The organism is Acidobacteriota bacterium (assembly GCA_016196035.1).
GTDB lineage: Bacteria > Acidobacteriota > Blastocatellia > RBC074 > RBC074 > JACPYM01.
In genome coordinates this window covers 1-25,215 of record JACPYM010000112.1, presented here as the reverse complement: position 1 = coordinate 25,215, position 25,215 = coordinate 1, and the positions used below count along the sequence as shown (strand labels likewise).

The window sequence follows — 25,215 nt, the reverse complement described above, 5'->3', positions numbered from 1 at the left end:
GACGCGCCGCTTGCTCACGCGCGCGGTACTGTCCCAGCGTCAACTGACTCCCGTAAACGCAACTGCAAACCGCTCTAGCTCAGTTTGCAATTGGGGGTTACGGTAAAAGCGCCGTGTCGGTAGCCCGACCGTCAGCCGGGCTACCGACACGGCGCTTGTCGCAGTCTGGCTGGGCGGGCTTATGTTCCAAACTCACGACACGGCGCTACCGCGCAGCGCCGCTTTGGCGTCGGCGAGTTCTTCACGGCGACGGCCATAGCCGCACTGGTTGATCAACTTCTCCGCCTCGTCCAGATCATGCTGCGGCGACACCCACGGATACTGCTCGCCAGTCCCTAGCCCCCAGCCCCCAGCCCCAAACAAGCGTGCCCGGTACAGGTGAATGTCCGCCTGGAACAAGCGCATCCCACCGCGCGTGGCGATGTCCCAGGCTTCGTCCAAGTCGCTTTGCGCGCTGTCGGGGCCAGCCTGTTCGCAACTGCGCGCGCCGGTCAGATGCCGCAGCCAGGCGCGGGTGAGCAGGCCGCGCGGGAGTTCGTCTTGCTGACCAGCGCGGCGGAGGCCGGACACGGCGGATTCAATGTGAGAGAAGTCGGAAGTCGGAAGTCGGAAGTCGGAAGATTCGAGAATCGCCGTGTAAAGCGCCGCGCAGCCCATGGTGAGGTGGTCGAGGGCGATGGTGAGGAGCGACAGGTTGTTCCGCTCGGCAATCTTGAGCGTCTGCGCCGCGCGCTTTGAAACGGCGCGGCACGCCGCAATCAATTCCGACTTCCGACTTCCGACTTCCGACTTCTCCCAAGCTGCCCGCTCCGCCTCCGCCAGCAGCAGGTCGCAATACCGGAAGCCTCGCATTGAATACAGCAGCGGGTAGTCGGGCTGGTCATCGGCCTGCATCTGCTCGGCCTCGCGGAAGCGCGCTGCCGCCTCGTCCCGGCGGCCTGCCTGGTGCAGGGCGTTGGCATGGGTCGTGCGCTTGCTATACCGCTGAAACGCATCGCCGCTGCGGTCGGCGTACTGCACGGACTGCGCGGTGTTCCCCACCGCCCCGGCCACCTCGCCCAGCGTCAGTTCCAACTCGCTCAGGTTGCTCGCACCAATCGCGGCGTTTTCCCAGTGCTCCTTGCTGGCTTCCAACTCCATCCCAGCCCGCATCGGTTCGAGAGACTCGGTCAGCCGACCCAGGGCGCGCAGGCGGAAGGCGGCTTCGTTCAGCAGCCAGGCTTGGTCGGCTTCCGTGAGCGCGGGCGAGACGCGGCTCCACGGGGTCTCGAAGAAACAGATGACTGCGCCCAAGTCGGAACCGAGCGCGCCGAGTTTCTTTAAGCTGTAGTATTCGTTCAAGCGCACGATACGATCACGATAGACTTCTTCACACGCCTCTTGCTGCAACCCCGCCTGGCAGCCGTGGGCTAAGGCCTGGTAAAGCGGTTGCAGGTCTTCGAGCGTGGGTTCGTCCTTCTGATCCGAGGTCGTCGCGCAAAGTTGTTCGTAAAGCCGCCGATGCGCGGCGCGCCAGGCGTCGGGTTGTTCGTCGCGCACGCGCCGGGCGAAGTATTCCCGCAGCAGCGGATGCGCATCCAGCGCCAGCAGTTTGCCGGAACCTTCCGCCCGGTTGACCGTCAGCAGCTTCGCGTCTTCCAACCGTTTGAGCGACAGGTTGCGTTGCGCCTCGCTGATGGGCTGGTGGGTTTGTTTCAGCCCGAACCATTTCGTTTCCGTCGTGAAAAGCAGTTCGGTCAAGCCGGTGATCGGTTTGCCTTCCCACAACGCGCGCAGGCAATCCGCCGTCGCGGGCCGGTCGAACAGGCCGAGCAATTTGAGCAACGCGAGGGCGCGGCGGCCTTTCGCCTGCGCTTCCGCCGTCTGGCTCGCGTCCTCAAACGAACGCACATACGCCTCGATCACGCGAAAGGCGTGGCCGCCCTGCTCTTCGGCGTCGGCTTCTTCCAGTTTAATCAGGTCGCGGCGGCGGAGGTCTCCGGCGTGGGCGTCGCGCAGGTACGTGCCCAACAGGTTCAAGGTCAGTGCGTGGCCTTTCACGTCTTCGACCAGTTGCTCGAATTCCGCCGACGTACCGCTTGCTTTGCGCACGCCGAGTTTCAGCAGCAAGGCTACGCCCGCCGCTTGCGACAGGCGCAACAGCGTGTGTTGCGGCGCGGTGGTCTGCCAAAACGCCTTCAAGTCGGGCAGCGAATAGCGCGTAGTTACTACACACAGGCCACGGCTCTGGGCGGCGAGGCCTTTGAGCAAGGCGGCGATGCCTTCGTCTTTGAGCTTACCGTCGAGCGGCGGGCCGGGCGTATATTGCAACGGCTCCACGCCGTCGAGGATGAGCAACGCGCGCCGTTCGCCGACGAGTTGCGCCAGCCGCCGCCCTTTGTCGAACGCGCCCGCCGGACTGTTCGCCATCGCGGCATCGCCGAAGAAAGTGAGCGCTTCGTTGAGAAACAGATCGGACGAAGCGGCGACTTGATCGCGCGTGCCCTGGCTGTAAAACGACCACGCGAACGCGGCGTCGCACCCCGGCCAGTCTTGCGCGGCGAGTTCAGCGGCCCACTTGGCTACGAGCGAAGTCTTCCCTTCGCCGCCCAGCGCTACGAACGTCAGGATGTGCGGACGCCCCTGGGTACGCACCGCTTCCAGCGTGCAGGCTTGGCGAGTGGCGCAGTGGGATTCATTGCGTCTTTGAATCAGTCCCGCACACTGGAAGCCGTGCGTACCCAGGGCTTGCGCCCAAGCCTCGTTGAGCAGTTCGGTTTCAGCTTCGCGACCAATGAGTTCGTCGGGGGCGTATCTGACGATGCGCGAGATGTCGGCCTTGAACTCCGCGCCATGCACGATGGGAATCTCAGCGACCAGCTTGCAGAGTTCGGCCTGGTCTTTGAAGAAGTAGTAAAGCTGATTCGTGTTTTGAATGGCCGCGCGATGCGCCAGTTGAAAGGCTACGGCTGCGGCATCTTCGGCTTGCTCGTCCGGCTTGGCTGGCTGGCGAACGGTGGCAGCGGCTGAGAGAAAAACATAAACCGGCTTCTGCAATTCGCGCGCGATGTCGAATTCCATCTGCGTGTAGGAACGGCGCGGCGCGTCTAACGGTGTATCTGGCGGTCGCTCGTTCGGCTCCGCGCCAAAGCGAAAGCCCGCGAGGTGGATCACGGCATCAGCGTCGTGCAAGCGGCGGCGCAGCATTTCTTCGACAGTGGTGTGATCGGTGTGGAAGTTGGGCTGATTCTCGGCATAGCAGCCCTTCTTCTTGATTTCGCTTTCCACCGCGTCGCGGAACGCACCGAACTCGTGCGAGACGCCGCTGATGAAAATGGTCGGTCTGGCTTTCATGGTAAACCCCTTCGGCTTTCAATTGGGTGCAGGGCGCAACCGCCGGGGCAGCACGAGGAAGAGCAGCGGCCTGCGCGCTGGCATTGTACACAGGACAACTCGCACGTCTATGACCAGGGCGCGCAAGCGGGTTGCGTCAGAGTTTTAAACAAAGGCAAGCCGGGCGGCTGCGGTGTGCGTAGCGTAACCTGCTGAGCATTGGTATCTACACAAGTGATGGAAAACTCTTTGCCCCAAAGGGGCAGCAGCCATAGCCCAGGGAGAAGCCCTGGGAAAGGCGATCAATCATCCGTAAGCCCTGAAAGGGCGACAGCGCAACGGTTGGCTTTCGCCCTTTCAGGGCTGGTCGAAACATTTCGCGGCTACCCAGGGCTTCTCCCTGGGAAAGGCGATCAATCATCCGTAAGCCCTGAAAGGGCGACAGCGCAACGATTGGCTTTCGCCCTTTCAGGGCTGGTCGAAACATTTCGCGGCTACCCAGGGCTTCTCCCTGGGCTATAGGCTGCTGCCCCTTTGGGGCTGAAAACAGGAGTAGATACCAATGCTGGCGAGGTTGCGCGGTGTCACGACTAAGGCCAAGGCTTCACTTGCAACACCGCGCAACCTCGGCAGGTTGCGCTACGCGCGCGCCAGCCGCCCCTTTCCCTCAAAACTCCCCAGCGCAAAACTTTGATGGACACCCGACGGCACAGCTTTTATAGACATCCGCTGGATTTCGGATTAGATTGCCGCCGTCAACTTGACCATGCCAAACAAGTTTTTTTTGCGCAGCAGGCCATCCACTTTCGTAGTACGGCTCAGTCCTATTGCAGGCTCTTTACCAAGGAGTGCTTTCCAATGAAACGTTCGCTTGATTATGTTCAGCCGCCGCCCGCGCGACGCCCGCTCAAGATTTTCGCTTTTGACCCCACGCTGGGCCGCACGGCGGAAAACCGCATCACCGTCGAAGTCGAATATGAACCGCTCACGCGCGGGCCACAGGGTTCGCGTCTCGAAGTCATTGACTATGACGGAGCCAATCGCTGCTTCTACAAACCGATCAACCTCGATGACAGTGCGATCCTCATCCAAGGGGGACTCGACCCGGCGGAATCCGATCCGCGCTTTCATCAACAAATGGTTTACGCCGTCGCCATGAAAGTCATTGAGAATTTCGACCGCGCGCTCGGACGGCGCTTCCAGTTTCGCAGCAGCCGCCGGTTGCGCCTGATTCCGCACGCCTTTCAGGGCGCAAACGCCTTTTATGATTCGCGGCTGCTGGCCGTGCTCTTCGGCTATTTTCCGGCTGACCGGAATAACCCCGGCCCGACGCTGCCCGGCCAAACGGTCTTCACCTGTTTGTCGCACGACATCATTGCGCACGAGATGACGCACGCGATGGTAGACCGGCTGCGCAAGCATTTCATGGAGCCGAGCAATCGCGATGTCGCGGCCTTTCACGAAGGCTTCTCGGACATTGTGGCCATCTTCCAGCACTTTTCTTTTCAAGACATTCTGCGCCGGGTGATTCAGGACACGCGCAGCGACCTGCGGAATCCCACGCCGCTCGTGGATTTGGCCAGCGAGTTCGGTTACGCCACCGGCGGCGGCGCGGCGCTGCGGACGGCGGTGGACAGCGACGGCACGCGCCGCCCGATTGATCCGACGCTCTATCAAACGATGGAGGAACCGCACGAGCGCGGCGCGATTTTGGTGGCGGCGGTGTTTGATGCGTTCTTCAGAACCTATCAACGCCGCATCAAAGACCTGATTCGGATTGCGACCGGCGGCACCGGTCAACTGCCGGCTGGCGACTTGCATCCGGATTTGGTCAATCGCATTGCGACCGAGGCGTCGCGCACAGCCCAATCGCTGCTGAGCATGTGCATCCGCGCCTTTGAGTACCTGCCGCCGGTGGACATCACCTTCGGCGATTACTTGCGCGCTCTGGTGACGGCGGACTTTGAACTCTCACCCGCCGACGAATTCGGCCAGCGCGCCGATCTGATCGAAGCCTTCCGCCTGCGCGGCATTTACCCGGATTTTGTCAATTCCCTCGCGGAAGGATCGCTGCTCTGGGGCGGTGTCGAAGCCAATGAACTGCCCGACTTTCCCATAGACAAGCTCTTCACGATCAAATCGCTGCTGGAAAGCGCGTATGAGTTCAATCGCGTGACGCCTTTCAGCAAGCCTGCTTATTACTCCGCCGAATCCGAGCGGGAAATTGATCTCTCGGAAAGTGCGCCAGCGTGGGAAGAAGAAGCCATCGAGATGCGGGGTGAGGTGCGAGTCATGTTAGAGGCGTATATCCGCACGCCCGGCGTGGCCGCGAAACTGGGCCTTGACCCGGCCCGGAAGATTACCGTGGCGGGATTCCATCCGGTCTTCCGCGTCAATCCGCGGGGCCAACTGTTGGTTGAAATGGTGGCACAGTTTACGCAGAAAGATGAAACCTTGGACGGACGTTTTGGCGGTGTCCCCGTGCGTGGCGGCGCGACGGTCGTGGCGGCAGCCGATGGGAAAGTGCGCTACGTCATTTCCAAACCGCTCCCCTCGCGCAAAATCAGTCAGGCCAAACAACGCGAGGCCAAAGTGCGCCTAGAGCGCCAGCAGGCGTTTGTCGAAACGTGTGACCGTGCCAATCCGCAACTCGCCTGGGCCGATGACCGGTACTTCAAAACCCGCATCGCCCAAACCATGAACTTCTCTTCATTACACAGCGAGATCATCCGATGAGTCCAACCACGAAAAAAACCACCGCCAAAAAACTCACAGCGAAAAAGGCAACGAAAAAGGCGTCGAAGAAGGCCACCAAGAAAGCGCCTGCCGCCACCGCCGGACTGCCGCCAGTGGCGGGGAAGCAAGTGACCATCCGCATGTACAACATCGGCTTTGGCGACTCGTTTCTCTTGACGATCCCCGCCGCCGACCGGCCGCGCAAGATTCTGGTGGACTGCGGTGTGCATCTGTCCGGGCAGATTCCCGGCGTGCCGGTTTCGCGCATCGTCCAGCAGATCGTGGCGGATGTTACCGAGGCGGACGGCACGCCCCGCATTGATTTGGTGATTGCCACCCACCGGCATCGCGATCACGTCGTCGGTTTTGAGAATGAGTTATGGGAAACGGTCGAGGTCGCCGAGGTTTGGATGCCTTGGACGGAAGACCCCAAAGATGAGCTGGCGAAAAAGATCCGAGAGAAGCAAAGTAAAATCGGGAAGCACCTCGATGCCGCGCTGACACGGCTCTTGCTGGACAAGGGCCTGAGCGCCAGCAAGACCAAAGAGACACAGAGCTTGAAAGAGTTCGTCAGCAACTCGCTGACCAATGCCGAAGCGATGCGCACCTTGCACGAAGGCTTCGCGCGCGGCTCCAAAGCGCCCCGCCGTTTTTTGCCTTACAAGCAACGCGACCGCAACACGCTTGAACCGGCGCTGCTGCCCGGTGTCACGGCGCATGTGATGGGGCCTTCGCACGACGAAGAGATCATCCGTGATATGGACCCGCCCAAGGGACAAAGTTATCTGCGCCTGGCAGAGGCCGCGCCGGGTGATGGCGAACCATTCTTACCTTTTCACAAAGACTGGGAGGTTTCCCCCAAGCAGTTTGATCCCGGACAACAAATCCTCAAAGCCAGCGAGCTTGGCCGCATCAACAACATCGGCGATGGCACCGAGTTCGGCGTCGCGGTGGCGCTTGAGCAGGCCGTCAACGGGACGAGCCTGATGCTGATGCTGCAAATCGGGAAAGCGTATCTGCTCTTTCCCGGCGACGCGCAATGGGGAACCTGGAAAGCGGCGTTGGATGATCCGGAATGGCGGGCGCTGCTGGAAAAAACCAATTTCTACAAAGTCGGTCATCACGGCAGTCACAATGCGACGCCCAAAATGTTTGTGGAAGAAGTGCTCGGCAAGAAGTTTTTGGCGATGGCCTCACTGCGCCCCATCAGCACGTTCAAGTTCATCCCAAAAGCAGAATTGCTCACCGCCCTGCGGAAGACGGGCAAAGTGGTGCGTAGCGATCAAGCAGACGTACCCGATCCGCAGGGCATCACCCGCGCAGCGCTTTACGTTGAAACCAAAATTCCCATTTGATTACCCCTGCCGATTTACTGACAGGGCTTCCACCATTCGAAGGGTTGAACATCCCGCTTTTCTCTCTCACACGCACGGCTATAGACTTCAAGAAAAAGAATTTCCGTAGCAAGCTCCAACGGAGCGTCAGCCAACAGCCTGGGGTTGCAGCCCCAGGAAACACATTGAGTCATTGTGCGAAGCCCTGAAAGGGCGGCAGCGGCAGCTTGGCTGGCGCCCTTTCAGGGCTTCGCACAACCATTGCACGACTCTCCAGGGCTTCACCCTGGGCTGTGGGCTGGTCGTCCCTTTGGGACTTTTCGGAAATTCTTTTCTTAAAAACTATGGCCACAGCGTCTGTGGCTGGCCAAGTTCAAAAATCAAAATTGCTTTTACGGCGTGCTGACCAGCGGCAATTCCACCAACGTCGCCTGTCCCGGCGCGTGATAAACGCGCTGCGTAGCCTTGTGGTAATCGCCTGGCTTCGCCCAAAAGATATTCGGCACGAAGGTCTGCGGATTGCGGTCGTAGAGCGGGAACCAACTGGATTGAATCTGCACCATCAACCGATGCCCCGGCAGGAAGACGTGATTGGCCGTCGGCAAGGTGAAACGATACGGCAAGGGCTTGCCCGCTTCGAGGGGCTTGGGCGTCTCGAAGCTCTCGCGGTAACGCCCACGAAAGATGTCGGCGGCGATCATTAGTTGATAGCCGCCCATTTCCGGCTGACCGGCGACTTCGTCGGGATAGACATCAATCAGCTTGACCACCCAATCGGAATCGGTGCCGCTGGTCGAAACGATCAGGTTCGCAATCGGCTGGCCGCTGATTTTTACTGGTGCGGTCAGCGCGTCTGTGACGAACGAAACCACATCCGGGCGGCCCGATGATTCACGTTGATCGTCCACCAGCCAGCGCCACCACGTCAGTTCGGCGGTGTAGCCGGTGGGCCGATTCGGGCGCGCGCGAAACGGGACGGGCTTGGCGGGATCAGAAACGTATTCTTCAAACATCGCGTCGCCGGCTTTCGGCGCGACGTAGCCCAGCTTGAGACCAGCGTTCAAATACAGCGGCGTTGGTTTGATCGTGCAGCCATTCGGGCATCCAGCGGGCCAGGCGGGTAGCCGCCGCCACTTATTCGTGCCCGTCTCAAACGCTGTGACCGAGGCGACATCCGGCTTTGATGAAGGGCGCGCGTCGTCTTTCAAAAAGTGATCAAGAAAGGGACGCAGCACTTCCTGCCGAAAGGTAAGCGCGGTGTCGCTGCCAAATTTCAACGCACCGAGCGTGCTGCCATCCTGGATTTCCTGCCCGTGATGCCAGGGGCCTAGCACCAAATAGATCTTGTCATTGTTGGTGTCCTTGGGCTTGAGCGCCTTATAAACGGCGATGTCGCCGTAAATGTCTTCCTGATCCCAGAGGCTGTGCACCAGCATCACCGGCACCTTCAGCGGTTGCGCCGCCAACAGTTTGTCCATCGCCTGCTGCTGCCAGAAGGCGTCGTAACTCGGATGCTCCAAAATCTTGCGCCAGAAACCGATCTGTTCCAGTCCGCGCCGCCGTCCCAGTTCACCGGCTGAACCCGCCTGCATGAACATGTCGTAATCGTCGAAATGGCTCGTCCACCACTTGGCCTCGTTGGCGCGCGTGCCGACCTGTTCGTAGATGTAAGGCATGTTCTGCTGCCGGAACGCGCCGTTGTGAAACCAGTCATCGCCCATCCAGCCGTCTACCATTGGATTCATCGGCACGGATACCTTGAGCGCCGGATGCGGATTGAACAGCGCCATCAACGGCAGAAAGCCGTCGTAAGAAATACCGAGGATGCCGACCTTGCCGTTACTCTCTGGCGTGTTTTTGACCAGCCAATCAATCGTGTCGTAGGTGTCAGTCGCGTGATCTACGGGCGTCGGATTGAGCGGCCCGTGCAGTGGGCGATTCATCACGTAATCGCCTTCGGAGCCGTATTTGCCGCGAATGTCCTGCACCGCGCGGATGTAGCCGCCCTCGACGATCACGTCAACAGCATTGTCATAGCCGGTCAGGATCGGGCCGAGATGCGAACTGGCCGCGTGACTGGTGAGTTCGGTCGCGTTGTATGGCGTGCGCGTCAGCAGAATCGGCGCGCCTTGTGCGCCCTTCGGCACGAGGACGACCGTGTGCAGCTTTACGCCGTCACGCATCGGAATCATCACGTCGCGTTTGACGTAATCGAAGCCGTCGTTGGTCGGCACTAGGTTATCCGGCGTCTCGCTGGGCAAGCCCGGATACTTCTTCTGCGGGGTGGGAGTTTGCGCGAAGGCGCTGCCGGTTCCTAAAACCGCGCATAGGACGAGTAACGTCGCCATCATTCGCTTCTGCTTCATACGCTTTCCTCTCGGTTAATCCTGGTCGTTAATGGTTGGTCTGCGTTCAAACTGCGCCAACAGGGCATAGGCAGTGAACTGCAAAGGTGTGGTGCGGGTAAAGAACCCGCACCACACCTTGCTCAAGTTCGATCAGTGAAGAGAAGGTATCGCTCAGCCCTCCAACTCGCCGCGCAAAAAAGCGCGCACCTTTTTCAAATCGTCCCAGGCCTCGCGTTTCTTGTCGGGCGAGCGCAACAGATAGGCCGGGTGAAAGGTCGGAATCACTTTGACACCGGGCAGGTGCGGATAGGTCTGCACTTCGCCGCGCAAACGCGTGATGCCGACTTTGGTTTCGAGCAATGATTGCGTCGCCGGATTGCCCAGCGTGACGATGAGCTTCGGTTTGATGCAGGCAATTTGGCGCAGCAGGAACGGCTTGCACGCTTTGACCTCATCGGCCTCGGGCGTGCGATTGCCGGGCGGGCGCGATTTGACGACATTGGCGATGTAAACCTGCTCGCGTTTCAAATCAATCGCTTCGATCATCTTGGTTAAGAGTTGGCCCGCGCGGCCTACGAAAGGACGGCCCGAAGCGTCTTCGTCCGCCCCCGGCCCTTCGCCGACGAACATCAGTTGCGCGGTTGGACTGCCTTCGCCAAAGACGAGATTGGTGCGCGTTGACCAGAGCTTGCAACGCTGGCAATCGCCCATTTCGCGGCGTATGTCTTCGAGCGTTTCATTGACCGGCGCAGCAGCGGCAGCCGCAGCTTGGGGAGCCGGTTCCAGCTCTCCGAAAAGCAATGGTGCGTCTTCTGATTTGGGCATAGCTTCCAATGTTGTTAAGGGGAGGGTCAGCAGTGGGGGTTCCGGCATTGCCATCAATGTTGGCAATGCTGGCAGCGTTGGCAATGTTGGCACAGGTGAAGTGGGCACCGTCAACTCAGCTTGCGGGGCTGGCGTCTTCAATTCGACTGGCGCGGGCAGCGCGGTTTTAGCGATGGCGGCAACTGCGGCCAGCCGCTCAGTATCGCCCAGCGCTGTGACGCCCAGTTCCTGGTAATAGCGCAAATGCTCTTTGGCCTGTCGCACCAATTCCAGAAACTCGTCACGTGCATCCATAACAGCAACCCCTTTCAAACCTTGCGCAGGCGCGGAAGCTCGTCCAACACGCGTTCCGCCAGCGCACGTTTGTCCTGCAACGGCAATTCTGTACGCGAACCATCGCGGCGCAAAATCGTGGCGGCATTGGTGTCGGTGTCAAATCCGGCATCCTGCCGCGTGATGTCGTTGGCGACAATGGCGTCCAGGCCTTTTTCGCGTAACTTGCGCTCGGCGTAAGCGAGCAACTCCTGCGATTCGGCGGCAAAGCCAATCACAAGGCGGTGATTCGGATTCGGGGCGGCCCCGACTGCGGCAATGATGTCTTCGGTCGTTTCGAGTTCGAGCGTGATGTTGGTACGGCCTAGTTTTTTGATCTTGTTGTCGGCCTTTTGCGCGGGCCGAAAATCGGCGACGGCGGCGCAGCCGATAAAGACCGTCGCGTCAGACAGGCGGCTGAGCACGGCGTCATACATCTCGCGCGTCGAACGCACATTGATGGTTTCGACGTGGGCGGGCGGTGGCAAGCGCGTCGGCCCGGAAACCAGCGTGACGCGCGCGCCGCGTGCCTGGGCGGCCACAGCCAACGCATAGCCCATCTTGCCGGAGGAACGGTTGGTGATGAAACGCACCGGGTCGAGGTCTTCGACGGTGGGGCCAGCGGTGAGCAGGATGTGTTCGCCCGTCAAATCTTGCAATTTGAGATTTGAGATTTGAGATTTGAGATTGGCGAGCGCGCGCGCCACGATTTCTGCCGGTTCAGCCAAACGTCCCGCGCCGATTTCGCCACAGGCTTGGTAACCGCTGCCCGGCTCGATGAGGTGCACACCGCGCGTTTTCAATGTGGCCAGATTGGCTTGTGTCGCCGCGTGCTGCCACATCTCGACATTCATCGCGGGTGCAATCATTACCGGATTTGTGTTCGAGAGATAAACCGTCGAAAGGAAATCGTCGGCCAGGCCGTGGGCGAATTTGGCCAGGCAATTGGCGGTGGCGGGCGCGATCAGAATCAACTCGGCCCAACGCGCCAGGCTGATGTGTTCGATCTCGGCGTGGCTGGGCCGGTCGAACATCTCGACGATAACCGGGTAACCAGAGAGCGCCTCGAACGTCAGTGGCGCAATGAATTCGGTGGCGTGCCGCGTCATCATCACGCGCACCTCAACACCAGCTTTTTGCAAGCCGCGCAAGACTTCGGCAGCTTTGTAAGCGCCGATGCAACCGGTGACGCCGAGCAGAACTTTGGCAGCCATAATTCAGGAAGAGACGGGGAGAAGCGGGGACGGGGCGGCGGTGGGACGAAGCGACGGGGGATTATTTATCTGAAGAGTGTGCGTAACTCAGCAGCCCTATCAGCCTTGGGCCACGGCCATTCTCAATTCTCCATTCTTAGGCAAAGCGGTGCTAGGCCAGTGTGGCCGCTGCCTCAGAATGAAGAATTGAGAATAAAGAATGCTCTGCTTAAAAGCATACGGACCAGCCGCCTTACGCGCACCCTTCATTTATCGCGCCCTATCTCCCCGTCACCCCATCGTGACTATTTCTCGACCTTTTCGGTCAATTCAAAATCCACCAAACCGCGTTCCAACTCGGCCAGCGCGACGCGCGTGGTCTTGGCGTTGGGCACGCTGACGCGCGCGCGCGCGCCCTTTTGCAATTGCTTACTGCGTTTGGCCGCGATCAGGATTTTGCGGTATTTGCTGTCAATGGTGGTGACGTTATTGTTCTCAGTGTTGTCGCTCATGCTGCGATTACCTCCAGTTAGATAGTTGACTCAAAAGTTTGCCGAATACGTTCGAGTTCGGCTTGGCGTCGTGTGCAACGGCAGCGCTCGGCCAGGATGATGGCCGCCAATTCGGCGACCGCCGGTTCCACTTCGTCGTTGATGATAACGTAATCAAAATTTGCGCATTCCGCGATTTCAGCCCGCGCATTTTGCAGGCGCAAGGCCAAATCCGCGCCGCGATTGGCCCCGCGCTCACCCAACCGCGCGCGCATCGCCTGATAAGAAGGCGGCATGATAAAGACGCCGACGGCGTCGGGGAAAAGGCGGCGTGTTTGCGTCGCGCCCTGCACATCAATCGTCAGAATGACATCCTCGCCAGCCGCCCGTAACTTTTCAACATAAACACGCGAAGTGCCATAAAAATTCCCGTGGACTTCGGCCCATTCCAAGAACTCGCCCTGTTCGATCATGGCGGTAAAATCCGCGCGCGTGACGAAATGATAGTGCAGACCGTCCAGTTCGCCGCTGCGCGGTGGGCGTGAAGTATAAGAGACTGACGGACTGACACGCGGCAGGTCTGCCAGCACGGCGCTCACCAACGTGGTTTTCCCCGCGCCTGACGGGGCGGAAACGATGATTAAGTTCCCCTGCATCACTCCCAACATTATTCGACGTTGTTGGCCTGCTCGCGCAGTTTTTCGACTTCCGTCTTGATGTCAATCGCGGCGTCACAGATTTCCAACTCGGAAGCCTTGGACAAGATCGTGTTGGCCTCGCGATTGGTTTCCTGCAACAGAAAATCGAGTTTCTTGCCGATTTCGCCATCGCCACTAATTAACTCGCGCAACTGGACTAGATGACTGTTCAGGCGCGCGATCTCTTCGCTGATGTCACAGCGTTCAGCCAGATAGGCGACTTCCTGCGCCAGCCGCGCTTCATCCACGACGGCTTTTTCGAGCACCTCGCTCAGCCGCTTTTGCAGCTTCTCGCGGTAAAAGTCGGCAATGCTGCCCGCGTTGGCTTCGATGATCGTGACGTTCTTTTCGATGCGGTCAACGCGGCTCAACAGTTCCTTTTGCAACTCGTGGCCTTCGACGGCGCGCATCGCCACCAGCGCCGTCAGCGCCTGGGTCAGGGCGGCTTCGATGCCTTGCAAGACGGTATCGTTGAGCGTGTTGCTGGTCGGCGCAATCAGCACATTGGGCAATCGGGCCAGCGCCGCCAGATCAGGTTCGCCGGACAGGCCGAATTCATCGCGCATCAGGCGCATGGCTTCGAGGTAGCCGCGAATCAAAGGGCGATTCAATTCAAACGTGGTGTCGCCGGTCTGTTGGAAGCTGACGTTCACGTCTACACGCCCACGCGCGAGGACGGCTTGAACCTGTTTTTTCAACGGAATTTCCAACGGCGCGAGGTCTTGCGGCGCGCGCCAATGAATGTCCAGGTTGCGGTTGTTGACCGAGCGCATGTCCACCGTCACGGTGAAATTCTCACCCGTCACGGTACCTTTGCCGTAGCCTGTCATACTTTTGAGCATTGTCTTCCTCAGTGGGGAGGAGAGCTTACGGAACAGACGGAACAAACGGAAAGTGTCAGGCTATTATTTCTTCCGCCTGTTCCGTAATCTCTCCTCATTCTCAAGTTAGTGCGACTGCCGCAAACCGGGCGGCATCCACATCCTCCTCCGCGAATTGCAGCTCATACAAGCGCCGATAAATTCCATCGCGCGCCAGTAATTCTTCGTGCGTACCAGTTTCGGCGATGCGTCCGGCATCCATCACCAGAATGCGGTCGGCCCGCCGCACGGTTGAGAGGCGATGCGCAATCACGATGGTCGTGCGCCCTTGCATCAGGTTGTTGAGCGCGTGTTGCACCAGCCGTTCGCTTTCGGTGTCGAGCGCGCTGGTCGCTTCGTCCAGAATCAAAATCGGCGCGTCTTTCAGAATGGCCCGCGCAATGGCGAGGCGTTGGCGTTGACCACCCGACAGGATCAAGCCCCGTTCGCCGACCACGGTATCATAGCCTGCGGGCAACTTGGTGATGAATTCATCGGCCAGCGCCGCCTGGGCCGCCTGTTTGATCGCGGCGTCGTTGTCGTGACGGCCATAGGCACCATAGGCAATGTTGGCGCGCACGGTGTCATTGAACAGGTTCACGTCTTGCGTGACCATCGCCATCTGCCGCCGCAACGCAGCCAGTTTCAAATCGCGCACATCCGTGCCGTCAAGCAGCACCTGGCCGTCGGTGACGTCATAAAAGCGCAACAGCAAATTTGTCAGCGTGCTCTTGCCCGCGCCGCTGTGGCCGACGATGGCGAGCATTTCGCCCGCGCGCACGGTGAACGAAACATCTTCGAGCACCGGCAGGTCAAAGCCTGCGCCGTAGCTGAAACTCACGTTATGAAACTCAAGCGTGTGTTCAAAGCGTTGCAATTCGCGCGCGTTGGGTCTGTCGCGCATCTCGGCCTGTTCGTCCAGCAGTTTGAAAATACGCGCCGCCGAAGCCAGACCCTGCTGCAAGTCGTGCTGCAAGCGGCTCAAGCGGCGAATCGGGTCATAGCTTTTGAACATAGCAAACAGAAACGTGACGAAGGTGCCGATGGTCATTTCGTCTTTGCGCATGCTCTGTTGCGCGTAAATCAGCAGCAGCGCCAGCGCGACGATGCCGATGGTTTCGAGCACAATCGGCGAGACGAAATAAATGCGCATGGCCCGCAACTGGTCTTTCATCTGCTTGCGCGTCACGCGGCCAAAACGTTCGCTTTCGTAGGCCTCCATCCCAAAAGCCTTGACCACACGCTGCGATGAAAGCGCCTCTTGGGCAACGTCCAGCATCGCGGCGCTGCTTTCCTGGCGCGAGTTGACGTGTTTGCGCAGCTTGCGGTTGAACGTGTTGGTCAGATACGCGACCGGTGGAGCTAAGAGCAGGATCGCCGCCGCCAGCCGCCAATTCAGGCTAAACAGCAGCACCAGATAAACGACCATCGTCACCGATTCGCGCAACAGATCGCGCAACGTGTCGCTGACCGAACGTTCGACCAGCGCGGCATCGCTGACCAGATGCGCGGTCAATTCGTTGGTCGGGTGCTTGCCAAAAAACGGCGCGGCTTGCCGCTGCAAATGGTCATAGAGCGTCTGGCGCACATCGGCGATCACGTGCTGGCCGATGTAGCTCATCGAATAAGAGGAAAAGTATTCGGTCAAACCCTTCGCCAGGGTGAAGCCCACGAGCAACGCGGCGATGACATTCCAGTTGTCCAGACTGCCCACCGGCAACCAGTTACGCAGGTCTACCCAGGTGCGCGCCGCCGCCGCCACGGGCGCGTTGGACATCAATTCAAAGATCGGCACCAGCAAGAGCGTGGTGGCCCCTTCGAGCAAACCGGTCGCCACCATCAACACCACCGACAATGCAAAGATTGCGCGATAGGGAGTCAGGAAGCGTAACAGTCTGGTGAATTCGGTCATCTTGATTCTGACGTTGCGGGGCCGCAGGCCGCTCCATCGTCGTGCCAACCTGCCTTTAAGAAAGGGCGGATTATAGAAGTCGAGTGCAGGGCGTGCAAGCTGCGGTCAAAAGCCCGAACTGGCCGCAGCGGCGCGCCGCAAGACGCTGCTCAAACCTGCCACGCTGCCGCGTCTGCCGGCGTTAAGCTGCGGCTGGTTGCTTGCAAAAACTTCGTGCGCTTTGGAAACCCGCCAAAAAATGCACGGCGGCGTCCGCTTTTGCCGCAGGACTTTTGCCTTTTCGCAAGCCTTTGCGTAGACTGCGCGCGTCCACCCCCGTTACCCTTATCTGTCACAATAGCAGCAGTCGCCCCACGAAGGCCCAGCTTAACGTTTATTCCGAAGCGTGATGGCAATGATTGGTAAACTCATTGGCAACTATCAAATTACTGGCGAATTGGCGCAAGGGCGTCTGGGACCGATCTATCGTGGGCAAAGTGTAGATCAAACACGCGAGGTCGTGATCAAGACCATCAACCTCACCGTCTTTCCGGCGTCCACCCAAACGCAACTCAAAGCCCGCTTCCGCCGCGAAGTTTTTGTGCAACGCCAACTGCAACACCCAAACATCGTGCAGGTGTACGACTTCTTGTATGTGGAAGACCGCTTTTACCTCATTCAGGAGTTCGTGCCGGGTTCCAGTTTGCGCGATTTGCTCAACCGGCAAGGCGTGCCGAACGTGGCGCAGGCCGTCTTTCTGGTCAAGCAGGTGCTGGGGGCGTTGGACTATGCGCATCGCTTTACCTATCTGGATCAATCCGATTTTCAGCGCACGGGCCTGATGCACGGCGACATCAAACCCAGCAATCTCATGCTTGATCAGCGCGGGCGTTTGCGCGTGACCGATTTCAGCATTGTCAACAAAGTGCTCGGCGGTGAGGGCCGCAAGGCAGTGGCCGCCGTTTACGTGCAAGAGAGCGAGTACCTGGCGCCGGAACAGATGCGTGGGGTGACGCCCGATGCGTGTTCGGATATTTACAGCCTGGGCGCGACCTTTTATGAAATGCTCACCGGGCGCGTGCCGTTCACCAATTGGTCAGCCAGCGCGGCCTTGGATGTGCGGCGCTTGAATGGCGAAGCCGAGGCGCAGTCGCTGACTCAGATTCGCCCCGATGTGCCGCCGCAACTGGCACTGGTGATTGCCAAAGCGATCAAACGCAATCCCAAAGAACGTTATGCCTCCGCCACCGAGTTGTTGCGCGCGCTGCATGAGTGCGAGCCGCAAATCAATTCCAGCGAATTGACTTCGCGCATGGATACGTTGAAAGGCGCGCTCAGAGGCACAGTCCCCAACGAGATGCTGCCGCTGCCCACGCCGCCAATCACACTGCCTGCGGGGCTGCCACGTCCGCCGCAGCAAGCACTCCGGCCCGTGACGCAATCAGCGCCACCAGTGGTCAAACCGCAGCTTTTGCCGCCCGACCTGCCCGCGCCCAATCAGGTTTCGTGGGTCGAACCGCGGCGTCGCAACTCGGCGGCGTTTGCCAATCAACCAACCTCCGCGCTGCCTCGGGCGATCCCCGTCAATGTCGCGCCGCCGCAATTCGCCGAGATCAGCAAACCGCGCCGCGAATGGTGGTTGATCCCGTTCGCCATTGCTTCATTGCTGATCGGCACTTTGGCGGGCGCGTATTTCTTTTCTTCGCCCAGCAGCAATGAGGGTCGCGCTTCGGATATGACCCGGCACGACCTTGCGCAGCAGGCGGCAACCACACCCGCCACAGTGTTGGCTTCAGAACCAGCGGAAACCTTGCCAGCGGCTACGCCGCCGCGCGCCGTCCAAACCTTGCCATCACCCAAACCGGCCAGCGCGATACCCAATACGCCGGCCTTGAATTTGGCGCGCCAGGCCGAACAGCAAGAGCGTTATAGCGAGGCCATTCGCGCTTACGAAGAATTCCTGGCGGTCAATCCGAGCGTTCCTTTCGCCGCCGCGCGCGCACACGTCGCCAATTTGCGGCTCTTTCAAGGGATACTCACCAACGCCCGCGCGGCCCTGGCCGAAGCGCGTTTCAGCGAAGCGCAACAGCGCTTTGCCGAAGCACTCAAATTGCGCCCCACTTCCAAACTCGCGCAAACAGGTTGGCGCGAAGCCCATGCGCGGCTTACCTCAACCGCCAACACCCCCTTGATTTCGCCCGTGTCCGTGAAACAGGAAATCAACAAGGAACCCGCGCGCGAGCTGAAAGGCGAAGTGCGCGAAGACCTGGGCGAGAAAGCGCCCGACGCCGCCGCGCGACCGCGCTCCTCGTTGCCCAAACCGACACCCACCCCTCAACCTTGAACTGGCAACACATTGAAAAACCACGCCGAGCACGTAAAACAATTTCGGTTGTTTGCGTGCTCTTCGTCATTTCGCGGTTCAGCAAAATCCGTGACTAATCTGCATACTCCCAATCCCCAGTTCATCATCCCCGCCGGCACCCAAATCGTCGCGCGTGTCGAAATTCTGGATGCCGCCGGCAATCTGCTCTGCCCGCGCGGCGCAGTCGGTGTGGTCACCCACGCACCGCTTGATCAGCAGCACACCTATCGCATCCTCTTCGCCAATGGTGTCGAAGCCGCGTTGCAACGCCACGAACTAACCATCCGCAAGCAACATCAACAAGCCGGTTTGCACGTCAGCGGCGACGCGCTGGCCGAATACGATCTGCGCGAATTTGTGATCTATCGCTGCGTCGTCGGTTCGCGTGCCTACGGATTGGAACACGAACATTCCGACACCGACCGGCGCGGCATTTACCTGCCGCCCGCCGATCTGCACTGGTCGCTGTACGGCGTGCCTGAACAGCTTGAGAACCAGGAAACCGAGGAGTGTTATTGGGAGTTGCAAAAGTTTTTGCTGCTCGCGCTCAAGGCCAATCCGAACATTCTGGAATGCCTTTATACGCCGCTGGTCGAACACGCGACCCCGCTGGCCGCAGAGTTGCTGGACATGCGCGAGGCCTTCCTCTCGCAACTGGTTTACCAAACCTACAACGGCTACGTGATGTCGCAATTCAAAAAGCTCGAACAGGATATGCGCGCGCACGGCAGCCTCAAATGGAAGCATGCGATGCACCTCATCCGCCTGTTGTATGCCGGCATCGGCACACTGCGCGACGGCCAGGTACCCGTCCACGTTGGCGCGCAGCGCGATGAATTGCTGGCGATTCGCAATGGCGAGGTGGCGTGGGAAGAGGTCAACGCCTTGCGCTTGCGGCTGCACCAGGAATTCGACGGCGCGCTCAATTTCACGCGCCTGCCCGAACAACCCGCTTACGCTAAGGCCAATGCGTTTTTGTTGAAGGCGCGGCGGGCGATGGTGAAGGGAGAGTGGCCGAATGCAGCCAATCCAGATTGATGCGCGCGTCCAAGCTGAAATCGCCGCGCAGCCGTATCCGTTGCTCTTTGCCACGATCAGCGGCGCGCATTTGTACGGCTTTCCCTCACCAGACTCTGATTATGATTTGCGCGGCGTGCATATTTTGCCTGCCGCTGAAGTGCTTGGCTTGTATGAGCCGCAAGAAACCATCGAAGTTTCTGAACTGCGCAACGGGCTGGAAATTGATCTGGTCACGCACGATGTCAAAAAGTTCCTCGGCCTGTTGCTGAAAAAGAATGGTTACGTGTTGGAGCAGCTTTATTCACCGCTGGTTTTACATACGACGCCAGCACACGAAGAACTGAAGGAAATTGCCCAAGGCTGCATCACGCGCCACCATAGCCATCACTACCTCGGCTTTGCCGAAACGCAATGGAAGCTGTTCGAGAAGGAACGTCCGCGCCGCGTCAAACCACTCTTGTATGTGTATCGCGTCTTGCTGACCGGCATTCATCTCATGCGCACGGGCAACATCGAAGCCAATCTGGTCAGGCTCAACGCTGAATTCAACCTGCCTTACCTGAAAGACCTAATCGCGCGCAAACTTGCTGGGCCTGAGCACGGCGCGCTGGATGATGCGGACATCGCCTTTCATGCAAATGAATACGCGCGCCTGAGAAGCCAGTTGGAAGAAGCTTTTCAGAACAGTTCGCTACCCGAAGCCCCAAGTGCGAAACCCGCGCTGCACGATCTGCTCATTCGTGTTCGTCTAAAATAGCAAGATCGTAGCCCCGTTTTCGATCAACGCGGAATCACCGGCAACACCAGCGCCGACGGATGCTCGGCATCGTGATAAATCGTCTGCTTCGCCTTCACCATTGCCGTACTGCCGAACGTCTTCTCGCCCGTATTCAAATTGCGGCTGAAGCGCGGGAAGTTGCTGCTGGAAACATACACGCGGATGCGGTGCCCGGCCTTGAACACGTTGCTGGTCGCCCACAGATCGAGCGTGTATTTGTAGACCTTGCCCGGTTCGATCATTTCCGCCTTCGCCGTCCCATTGCGATAGCGCGCGCGGATGATGCCGTCGCCCAGATAACGCGCGTAGCCCTTTTCATCCACGTCCACAATCAGCGCCGTGAAATCGGTATCTGCCGCCGATGTCGCCGCATAGAGTTCCGCCGTGATAAAGCCCGTCACTTCTGTGTCGTGCGCGAGCGGCGGCGTCGAATAAACCAGCACGTCCGGGCGCGACTCGTTCGGGCTTTGATCGAACGGGCCTGGCACCAACCCGCCGCAACACAGCCGTCCGCCGATGGTGCGCACCGGACTGGCCGGGTCATATTCAAACATATCGGGCTTTTCCACTTTCGGCAGCTCAGTCGAAATCACGCCGTCGCCGCTGACTGAATTCGCGCCTTTGCCCGCGTGCAAAAAGTATTTGGTGTATTGGGTGCGCGCCAGCGGGAATTCCTTTTCGTCGCGCCAGACGTTGTCGCCCAGCACGAAGATTTTGACCGGCGCGCCCGTGGCGAATTCGTTCTGCTTGCCCTTCAACACATAGTCGTACCATTTGACGATGGTGGCGTTCATATCCAGCACGGCCTGTTTGCCAAAGGTCACATCGCCGATCTTGCCTTCGGGCGAAGTCGCCGCGTGCGCCCAGGGGCCAAAGAGCAAGCGTTGCCCGGCGCGTGCTTCGGCAGTCGGCGCTTCTTTTTGCAAGCGCATGAAATTGCGAATCGAGCCGCCGCTGAAGATGTCGTGCCAGCCGCCCGCGTGCAGCGCCTTGACGTTCATCTTGCCGTAATGCGCAGAGATCTTGATCGCCTTCCAATACTCGTCGTCGGTCTCGTGTTCGACCCAATCGCGGAAGTACGGCGCAACTTCGGCGGGCGTGGGCAGGTTGAACAGGCGATATTCCTCGACGGGCAACTGCTCGGCCCATTGGCGTGGGCGTTGGAGCGCGGAGGTCTTGCGCGTCACCGTGTCTACGACCAAGCCGGAAGTCCACGATTCGGTGAACCATTGCATCAGCGCGCCGCCCTCATACGTCCAGCCCTCGTAATACTCCATCGCCGTGACGTAAGGGAAAATGCCCGTCAGATGCGGCGGACTGGTCGAAGCCGCCAGCATCTGCGTCGCGCCGACATACGAACCGCCGAAGGTGCCGACCTTGCCATCGGCATACGGCAACGCCGCCGCCCATTCAATCGTGTCGTAGCCGTCATTCGCCTCGTAACGGAACGGATAAAACTCACCTTCGGAATCGAAACGCCCGCGCGTGTCTTGCAGAATCGCAATGTAACCGTGCGACGCCAGATACATCCCCGTCGCGGGGTCTTTGCGGTTGTAAGGCGTGCGCGTCAGCAAGACAGGAAACTTGCCGTCAGCCAATGGGCGGTAAATGTCGCAAACCAGCGCCACGCCATCGCGCATCCGGGCGCGTACATTGGTTTGCACTGTGACGACATAAGGCGCGGCAGGCGCAAGGGCTTGCGCAAAGGCAATGGCGGACAGCAATACAGTCAGCCAAAGTTGGGCAATGAGACGAGTGATGGATTTGGTTTTCATCGTGTCCACGCTTTCTGGTTCAAAGGATCATAGAGGGAGGTAGGCGGTAACACAGTACGGGGAGCATAAGCGACCTGAGCTTTGGCCTCATGCGGTTTGGTTATGCCTTAAAGCTTTAATGGCCAAGGCTCAGGTCGCTCACGCTCCCCGTACTGTGTTCAATCACGTCGCTGACTCCCCCGCTCAAGCGGCGTTGTGGCCAGCGCGCACAACGCCAAAAACGACTGCGCGTTCGCGGTTACTTGCAAATTGAAATCTACGAAACTGTGCACGGCGATGGCGAAACATCCCGCCAGCGCGCCCAACACCACGGCCCGCCGTCGTTGGTCGCGCGAATTCGCCTGCAAGAAGCCATGCAGAAAAAGCAGTTCGAGAAAGGTCAGTGCCAGCACGCCGCCCAGCACACCGCCATCGGCCAGCACCTGCAAATAATCGTTGTGCGCTTGCTCGACGCGTTGCGCGCCGGAACTGCGGTCATAGCGCGTGTAGGCAAACTGAAATGCGCCCAAGCCTACACCTGCGATGGGATGCGCCTTGATGATTTCCCAACTCGCTTGCCAGATGTCCCGGCGGCTGTATCTATCCAGGCTCTCCTGTTGGGTTTCTTTTTCCAATTGCGAAAAATTGGCGACCAGCCCTTCCGACCCGACCAGCCAGACCGCGCCCGCCATCGCCCCCGCACCCAGCAATAAGGCAGCGACAACGCGTAGCAGCAATCCCGCACGCGATTTCTCACCGCCTTGTGCTCGGTTCCACCCCGGCGCGGCAATAACGATCAGGAAAATCAATTCCGCGCCCAGCGCCAAAAATCCGCCGCGTGAAGCCGACAGTACCAACCCCGCGCACAACACCAGTAAGGCGCTGGCATATACCGCCAGCCATTCGCGCCGCGTCCCGCGCCCGACCAGCAAGCCGCCCGCCAGCCCGATGCCTAATTCAAGAAAACCGGCGAAATGATTGCGATTGACGAACGGGCCTAAGGCTGCGCGCGGCCACAGCACTTTGCCCGTATAGGTTTGTCCGATAGCAATGAGCGCAATCAACGTGCAGACGCCGATCACGACTTTGGCCGCCGTGCGCCGCCGCTCATCAGTATTGACAAACGTGGCGAAGAGCAAAAAGAACAGCAACGACGCGAGAATTTTGACGGCAGCCTGCCACGTCGCATACGCGTCGTATGTCAACGGGCGACCGGCAGAAAGCGGCAACAGTTGCGCCCCCGCCAGCAACAACAGCCCCACCAACGGCAGCGCCAACGGATTGCGCGCCAGCATCAGCCGCCCTGTTTGCACGACATCGCCCGCCCAAAACAGCGTGAGCGCGCACACGAGCAATTCCCACAGCGTCGTTGACCAGATTTCGACCGTGCCATACGGCAGCGGCGTCAGCACCAGCAGCAACAACAAGGCGATGTAAATGAATTGGTTGAAAAAGGAGGCATTCATGCGGGGCGTTAAACAATCGAATTTTGCCACAGAGTCACAGAGTCACAGAGTCACAGAGAAAACCAAGGAAGAAAAGAGAGACTCGTCTCAATTCCTGACTCTGTGCCTCCGTGCCTCTGTGGCAACCCATTCAGGGAGTGATCAGACTTCAATTTCCATCAAATCACGCGCCAGCGTCGTGGCCGGAAAAACTTCGCGCGCCTCAGTCAACAACTGCGTCGCGTCGGGATAGCGCGAACTGAAATGCGTGATAAGCAAGCGATGTGCGCCCGCATTCAGCGCCGTGCGGGCCGCCTGTTGCGCGGTCGAATGGCCGTAATGCTCGGCTTCGTCCGACAGCTCTTCCGTAAAGGTCGCCTCGTGAATCAGCCAGTCTACGTCACGCGCCAGCAACACAGCGTTCTCGCAGGGGCGCGTGTCCAGCACGTATGCAACCGCGTTGCCGGGCCGAGGCGCCCCGACGACTTCGCACGATTCGATCACGCGGCCATCGGGCAGGGTGACGGCTTCACCCCGTTGCAATTTGCCGTACAACGGCCCCGGCGGAACGCCCAACTCTTTGGCGCGCTCCAGATCAAACTTGCCCAGCCGGTCTTTTTCCTGCACGCGATAGCCCAGCGCGAAAATACGATGATGCAGCGGACGCGCCACAACGTAAAAGCGTTCTGAGTCGTAAACCTGAATTTGCGCCTCGGCGGCAAAATCCGGCTTGCCGTATTCGCACAGCACCAGTGGATAGTTCGTCCACAAAATCTTCAACCGGCGTAGTGTGTCCAGGTATTCGCGAATGCCCGGCGGCCCCGCGACCACCAATTCGCGCTCGCGCTTATCCAGCGCCATCGTCGAGAGCAAGCCCGCCAACCCATTGAAATGGTCGCCGTGCAAGTGCGTGATAAAAACCCCGGCCAGCCGATGCACTGACAACCCTGCGCGCACAATTTGCGTCTGCGTGCCCTCGCCACAATCGAACAGCCACCATTCACCTTCGGCCACCACCGCCGTCGCGCTGACGTTGCGGTGCAGCGTGGGTTTGCCCGAACTCGTTCCCAAAGGAATTATTTTCATTGCGGCCAAAGCATACGGAACAAACAGAAATAACGGAACCGATGGAAGCCAGCCAGCCCAAAATTCTTCCGTCCGTTCCGTTATTTCCGTTTGTTCCGTACTCTCTCTTCTGCGTGGCTTACCAACCCAACACGCGCTTACCCGGGTCGTTCCATCTCGTCAAGACAACTTTGTTATGTGTGTAAAAGTGGAATCCCTCGACACCTTGAATGTGTAAATCGCCAAAGAACGACTGGTTCCAGCCCGTGAACGGAAACACCGCCATCGGCGCAGGTACACCCACATTCACACCGATCATCCCGCATTTGACGTAGCGCGCAAACGTCCGCGCCGCCCCGCCGTCGCGCGTGAAGATCACCGCGCCGTTGCCGTATTGCGATTGATTCGCTTGCTCGATGGCCGTTTGCAGATCGTCCACTCGCATCACCGATAACACCGGCCCGAAGATTTCATCACGCGCAAGCTGCATCCCCGGCGCAACGCGGTCAAAGATCGTCGGCCCGACAAAAAAGCCCTCGGTCTGTTCGGTCAGCAACACCCCGCGCCCATCCGTAGCGAGCGTCGCGCCCTCTTTCAACCCAACATCAATATAGCTGCGAATGCGGTCGCGCGCGGCGGCGTCAATGACCGGCCCCATGCCTACGGCATCGTTGTTGTCGGTCGGCCCGACGCTCATCTGCTTAGCTGCCGCATCCAGGCTCTCAATCAGTGGATCGCCCGCCTTGCCCACGGCCACCGCGATACTGCCCGCCATGCAACGCTGGCCG

At 59.4% G+C, this 25,215-nt stretch carries 17 protein-coding genes; 5 read left to right on the top strand and 12 right to left on the bottom strand.

What is annotated here, in order from left to right:
* Positions 1-192 precede the first annotated feature (192 nt).
* A complete protein-coding gene (locus tag HY011_31800) occupies positions 193-3,333 on the bottom strand; it encodes a DUF4062 domain-containing protein (protein MBI3427532.1) in 3,141 nt (1,046 codons plus the stop codon).
* 837 nt (positions 3,334-4,170) lie between these two features.
* Here HY011_31800 and HY011_31795 point away from each other — a divergent pair.
* Together HY011_31795 and HY011_31790 are read left to right on the top strand one after the other, a co-directional pair.
* Positions 4,171-6,048, top strand: a complete 1,878-nt coding sequence (locus HY011_31795; GenBank protein MBI3427531.1) for a hypothetical protein — start codon at positions 4,171-4,173, stop codon at positions 6,046-6,048.
* Positions 6,045-7,403: a hypothetical protein gene (locus HY011_31790; GenBank protein MBI3427530.1), complete on the top strand. Its 1,359-nt coding sequence runs from the start codon at positions 6,045-6,047 to the stop codon at positions 7,401-7,403. The genes HY011_31795 and HY011_31790 overlap by 4 nt, the downstream gene beginning before the upstream one ends.
* Positions 7,404-7,774: 371 nt before the next feature.
* On the opposite strand, the gene HY011_31785 is transcribed toward HY011_31790, so the two are convergent.
* The 7 genes from HY011_31785 to HY011_31755 all read right to left on the bottom strand — a co-directional run bounded on the left by HY011_31785 (position 7,775) and on the right by HY011_31755 (position 16,021).
* The gene (locus tag HY011_31785; protein MBI3427529.1) at positions 7,775-9,730 is read right to left on the bottom strand and encodes a CocE/NonD family hydrolase; all 1,956 of its coding nucleotides are present in this window, start codon (positions 9,728-9,730) and stop codon (positions 7,775-7,777) included.
* A 171-nt stretch (positions 9,731-9,901) separates the two neighbouring features.
* Positions 9,902-10,849, bottom strand: a complete 948-nt coding sequence (locus HY011_31780) for a uracil-DNA glycosylase (GenBank protein MBI3427528.1) — start codon at positions 10,847-10,849, stop codon at positions 9,902-9,904.
* Between the two features lie 14 nt (positions 10,850-10,863).
* Positions 10,864-12,081 (bottom strand): bifunctional phosphopantothenoylcysteine decarboxylase/phosphopantothenate--cysteine ligase CoaBC, encoded by a 1,218-nt coding sequence (coaBC, locus tag HY011_31775; GenBank protein ID MBI3427527.1) that lies wholly within the window; start codon positions 12,079-12,081, stop codon positions 10,864-10,866.
* A 284-nt stretch (positions 12,082-12,365) separates the two neighbouring features.
* The gene (gene rpoZ, locus HY011_31770) at positions 12,366-12,572 is read right to left on the bottom strand and encodes a DNA-directed RNA polymerase subunit omega (protein MBI3427526.1); all 207 of its coding nucleotides are present in this window, start codon (positions 12,570-12,572) and stop codon (positions 12,366-12,368) included.
* A gap of 17 nt (positions 12,573-12,589) precedes the next feature.
* The gene (gmk, locus tag HY011_31765) at positions 12,590-13,207 is read right to left on the bottom strand and encodes a guanylate kinase (GenBank protein ID MBI3427525.1); all 618 of its coding nucleotides are present in this window, start codon (positions 13,205-13,207) and stop codon (positions 12,590-12,592) included.
* Positions 13,208-13,218: 11 nt separating this feature from the next.
* Positions 13,219-14,091, bottom strand: coding sequence for a YicC family protein (locus HY011_31760; GenBank protein MBI3427524.1), 873 nt, complete (start codon positions 14,089-14,091; stop codon positions 13,219-13,221).
* A 100-nt stretch (positions 14,092-14,191) separates the two neighbouring features.
* Positions 14,192-16,021, bottom strand: a complete 1,830-nt coding sequence (locus tag HY011_31755) for an ATP-binding cassette domain-containing protein (GenBank protein MBI3427523.1) — start codon at positions 16,019-16,021, stop codon at positions 14,192-14,194.
* Between the two features lie 394 nt (positions 16,022-16,415).
* Between HY011_31755 and HY011_31750 the strand changes: the two genes are divergently transcribed.
* From HY011_31750 to HY011_31740, 3 genes are all read left to right on the top strand, one after another.
* Positions 16,416-18,344 (top strand): protein kinase, encoded by a 1,929-nt coding sequence (locus HY011_31750; GenBank protein MBI3427522.1) that lies wholly within the window; start codon positions 16,416-16,418, stop codon positions 18,342-18,344.
* Between the two features lie 99 nt (positions 18,345-18,443).
* A complete protein-coding gene (locus HY011_31745) occupies positions 18,444-19,403 on the top strand; it encodes a nucleotidyltransferase domain-containing protein (protein ID MBI3427521.1) in 960 nt (319 codons plus the stop codon).
* Positions 19,384-20,142, top strand: a complete 759-nt coding sequence (locus tag HY011_31740; protein MBI3427520.1) for a nucleotidyltransferase domain-containing protein — start codon at positions 19,384-19,386, stop codon at positions 20,140-20,142. Before HY011_31745 ends, HY011_31740 begins: the two co-directional genes overlap by 20 nt.
* 23 nt (positions 20,143-20,165) lie before the next feature.
* Here the strand turns inward: HY011_31740 and HY011_31735 are convergent, their stop codons facing one another.
* The 4 genes from HY011_31735 to HY011_31720 all read right to left on the bottom strand — a co-directional run.
* Entirely contained in the window at positions 20,166-21,938 is a 1,773-nt protein-coding gene (locus HY011_31735; GenBank protein MBI3427519.1) for a CocE/NonD family hydrolase, read from the bottom strand.
* A gap of 158 nt (positions 21,939-22,096) precedes the next feature.
* Positions 22,097-23,383, bottom strand: a complete 1,287-nt coding sequence (locus HY011_31730; protein ID MBI3427518.1) for an O-antigen ligase family protein — start codon at positions 23,381-23,383, stop codon at positions 22,097-22,099.
* Between the two features lie 141 nt (positions 23,384-23,524).
* Positions 23,525-24,448: a ribonuclease Z gene (gene rnz / locus HY011_31725; GenBank protein MBI3427517.1), complete on the bottom strand. Its 924-nt coding sequence runs from the start codon at positions 24,446-24,448 to the stop codon at positions 23,525-23,527.
* 118 nt (positions 24,449-24,566) lie between these two features.
* A partial coding sequence (locus tag HY011_31720; protein ID MBI3427516.1) for an aldehyde dehydrogenase family protein occupies positions 24,567-25,215 on the bottom strand: 649 nt, incomplete at its 5' end.

Bases quoted from the DNA above. Each gene is read 5' to 3' on its own strand.
- HY011_31800 (MBI3427532.1), bottom strand. From the start codon at position 3,333: ATGAAAGCCAGACCGACCATTTTCATCAGCGGCGTCTCGCACGAGTTC.
- HY011_31795 (MBI3427531.1), top strand. From the start codon at position 4,171: ATGAAACGTTCGCTTGATTATGTTCAGCCGCCGCCCGCGCGACGCCCG.
- HY011_31790 (MBI3427530.1), top strand. From the start codon at position 6,045: ATGAGTCCAACCACGAAAAAAACCACCGCCAAAAAACTCACAGCGAAA.
- HY011_31785 (MBI3427529.1), bottom strand. From the start codon at position 9,730: ATGGCGACGTTACTCGTCCTATGCGCGGTTTTAGGAACCGGCAGCGCC.
- HY011_31780 (MBI3427528.1), bottom strand. From the start codon at position 10,849: ATGGATGCACGTGACGAGTTTCTGGAATTGGTGCGACAGGCCAAAGAG.
- coaBC (MBI3427527.1), bottom strand. From the start codon at position 12,081: ATGGCTGCCAAAGTTCTGCTCGGCGTCACCGGTTGCATCGGCGCTTAC.
- rpoZ (MBI3427526.1), bottom strand. From the start codon at position 12,572: ATGAGCGACAACACTGAGAACAATAACGTCACCACCATTGACAGCAAA.
- gmk (MBI3427525.1), bottom strand. From the start codon at position 13,207: ATGCAGGGGAACTTAATCATCGTTTCCGCCCCGTCAGGCGCGGGGAAA.
- HY011_31760 (MBI3427524.1), bottom strand. From the start codon at position 14,091: ATGCTCAAAAGTATGACAGGCTACGGCAAAGGTACCGTGACGGGTGAG.
- HY011_31755 (MBI3427523.1), bottom strand. From the start codon at position 16,021: ATGACCGAATTCACCAGACTGTTACGCTTCCTGACTCCCTATCGCGCA.
- HY011_31750 (MBI3427522.1), top strand. From the start codon at position 16,416: ATGATTGGTAAACTCATTGGCAACTATCAAATTACTGGCGAATTGGCG.
- HY011_31740 (MBI3427520.1), top strand. From the start codon at position 19,384: ATGCAGCCAATCCAGATTGATGCGCGCGTCCAAGCTGAAATCGCCGCG.
- HY011_31735 (MBI3427519.1), bottom strand. From the start codon at position 21,938: ATGAAAACCAAATCCATCACTCGTCTCATTGCCCAACTTTGGCTGACT.
- HY011_31730 (MBI3427518.1), bottom strand. From the start codon at position 23,383: ATGAATGCCTCCTTTTTCAACCAATTCATTTACATCGCCTTGTTGTTG.
- rnz (MBI3427517.1), bottom strand. From the start codon at position 24,448: ATGAAAATAATTCCTTTGGGAACGAGTTCGGGCAAACCCACGCTGCAC.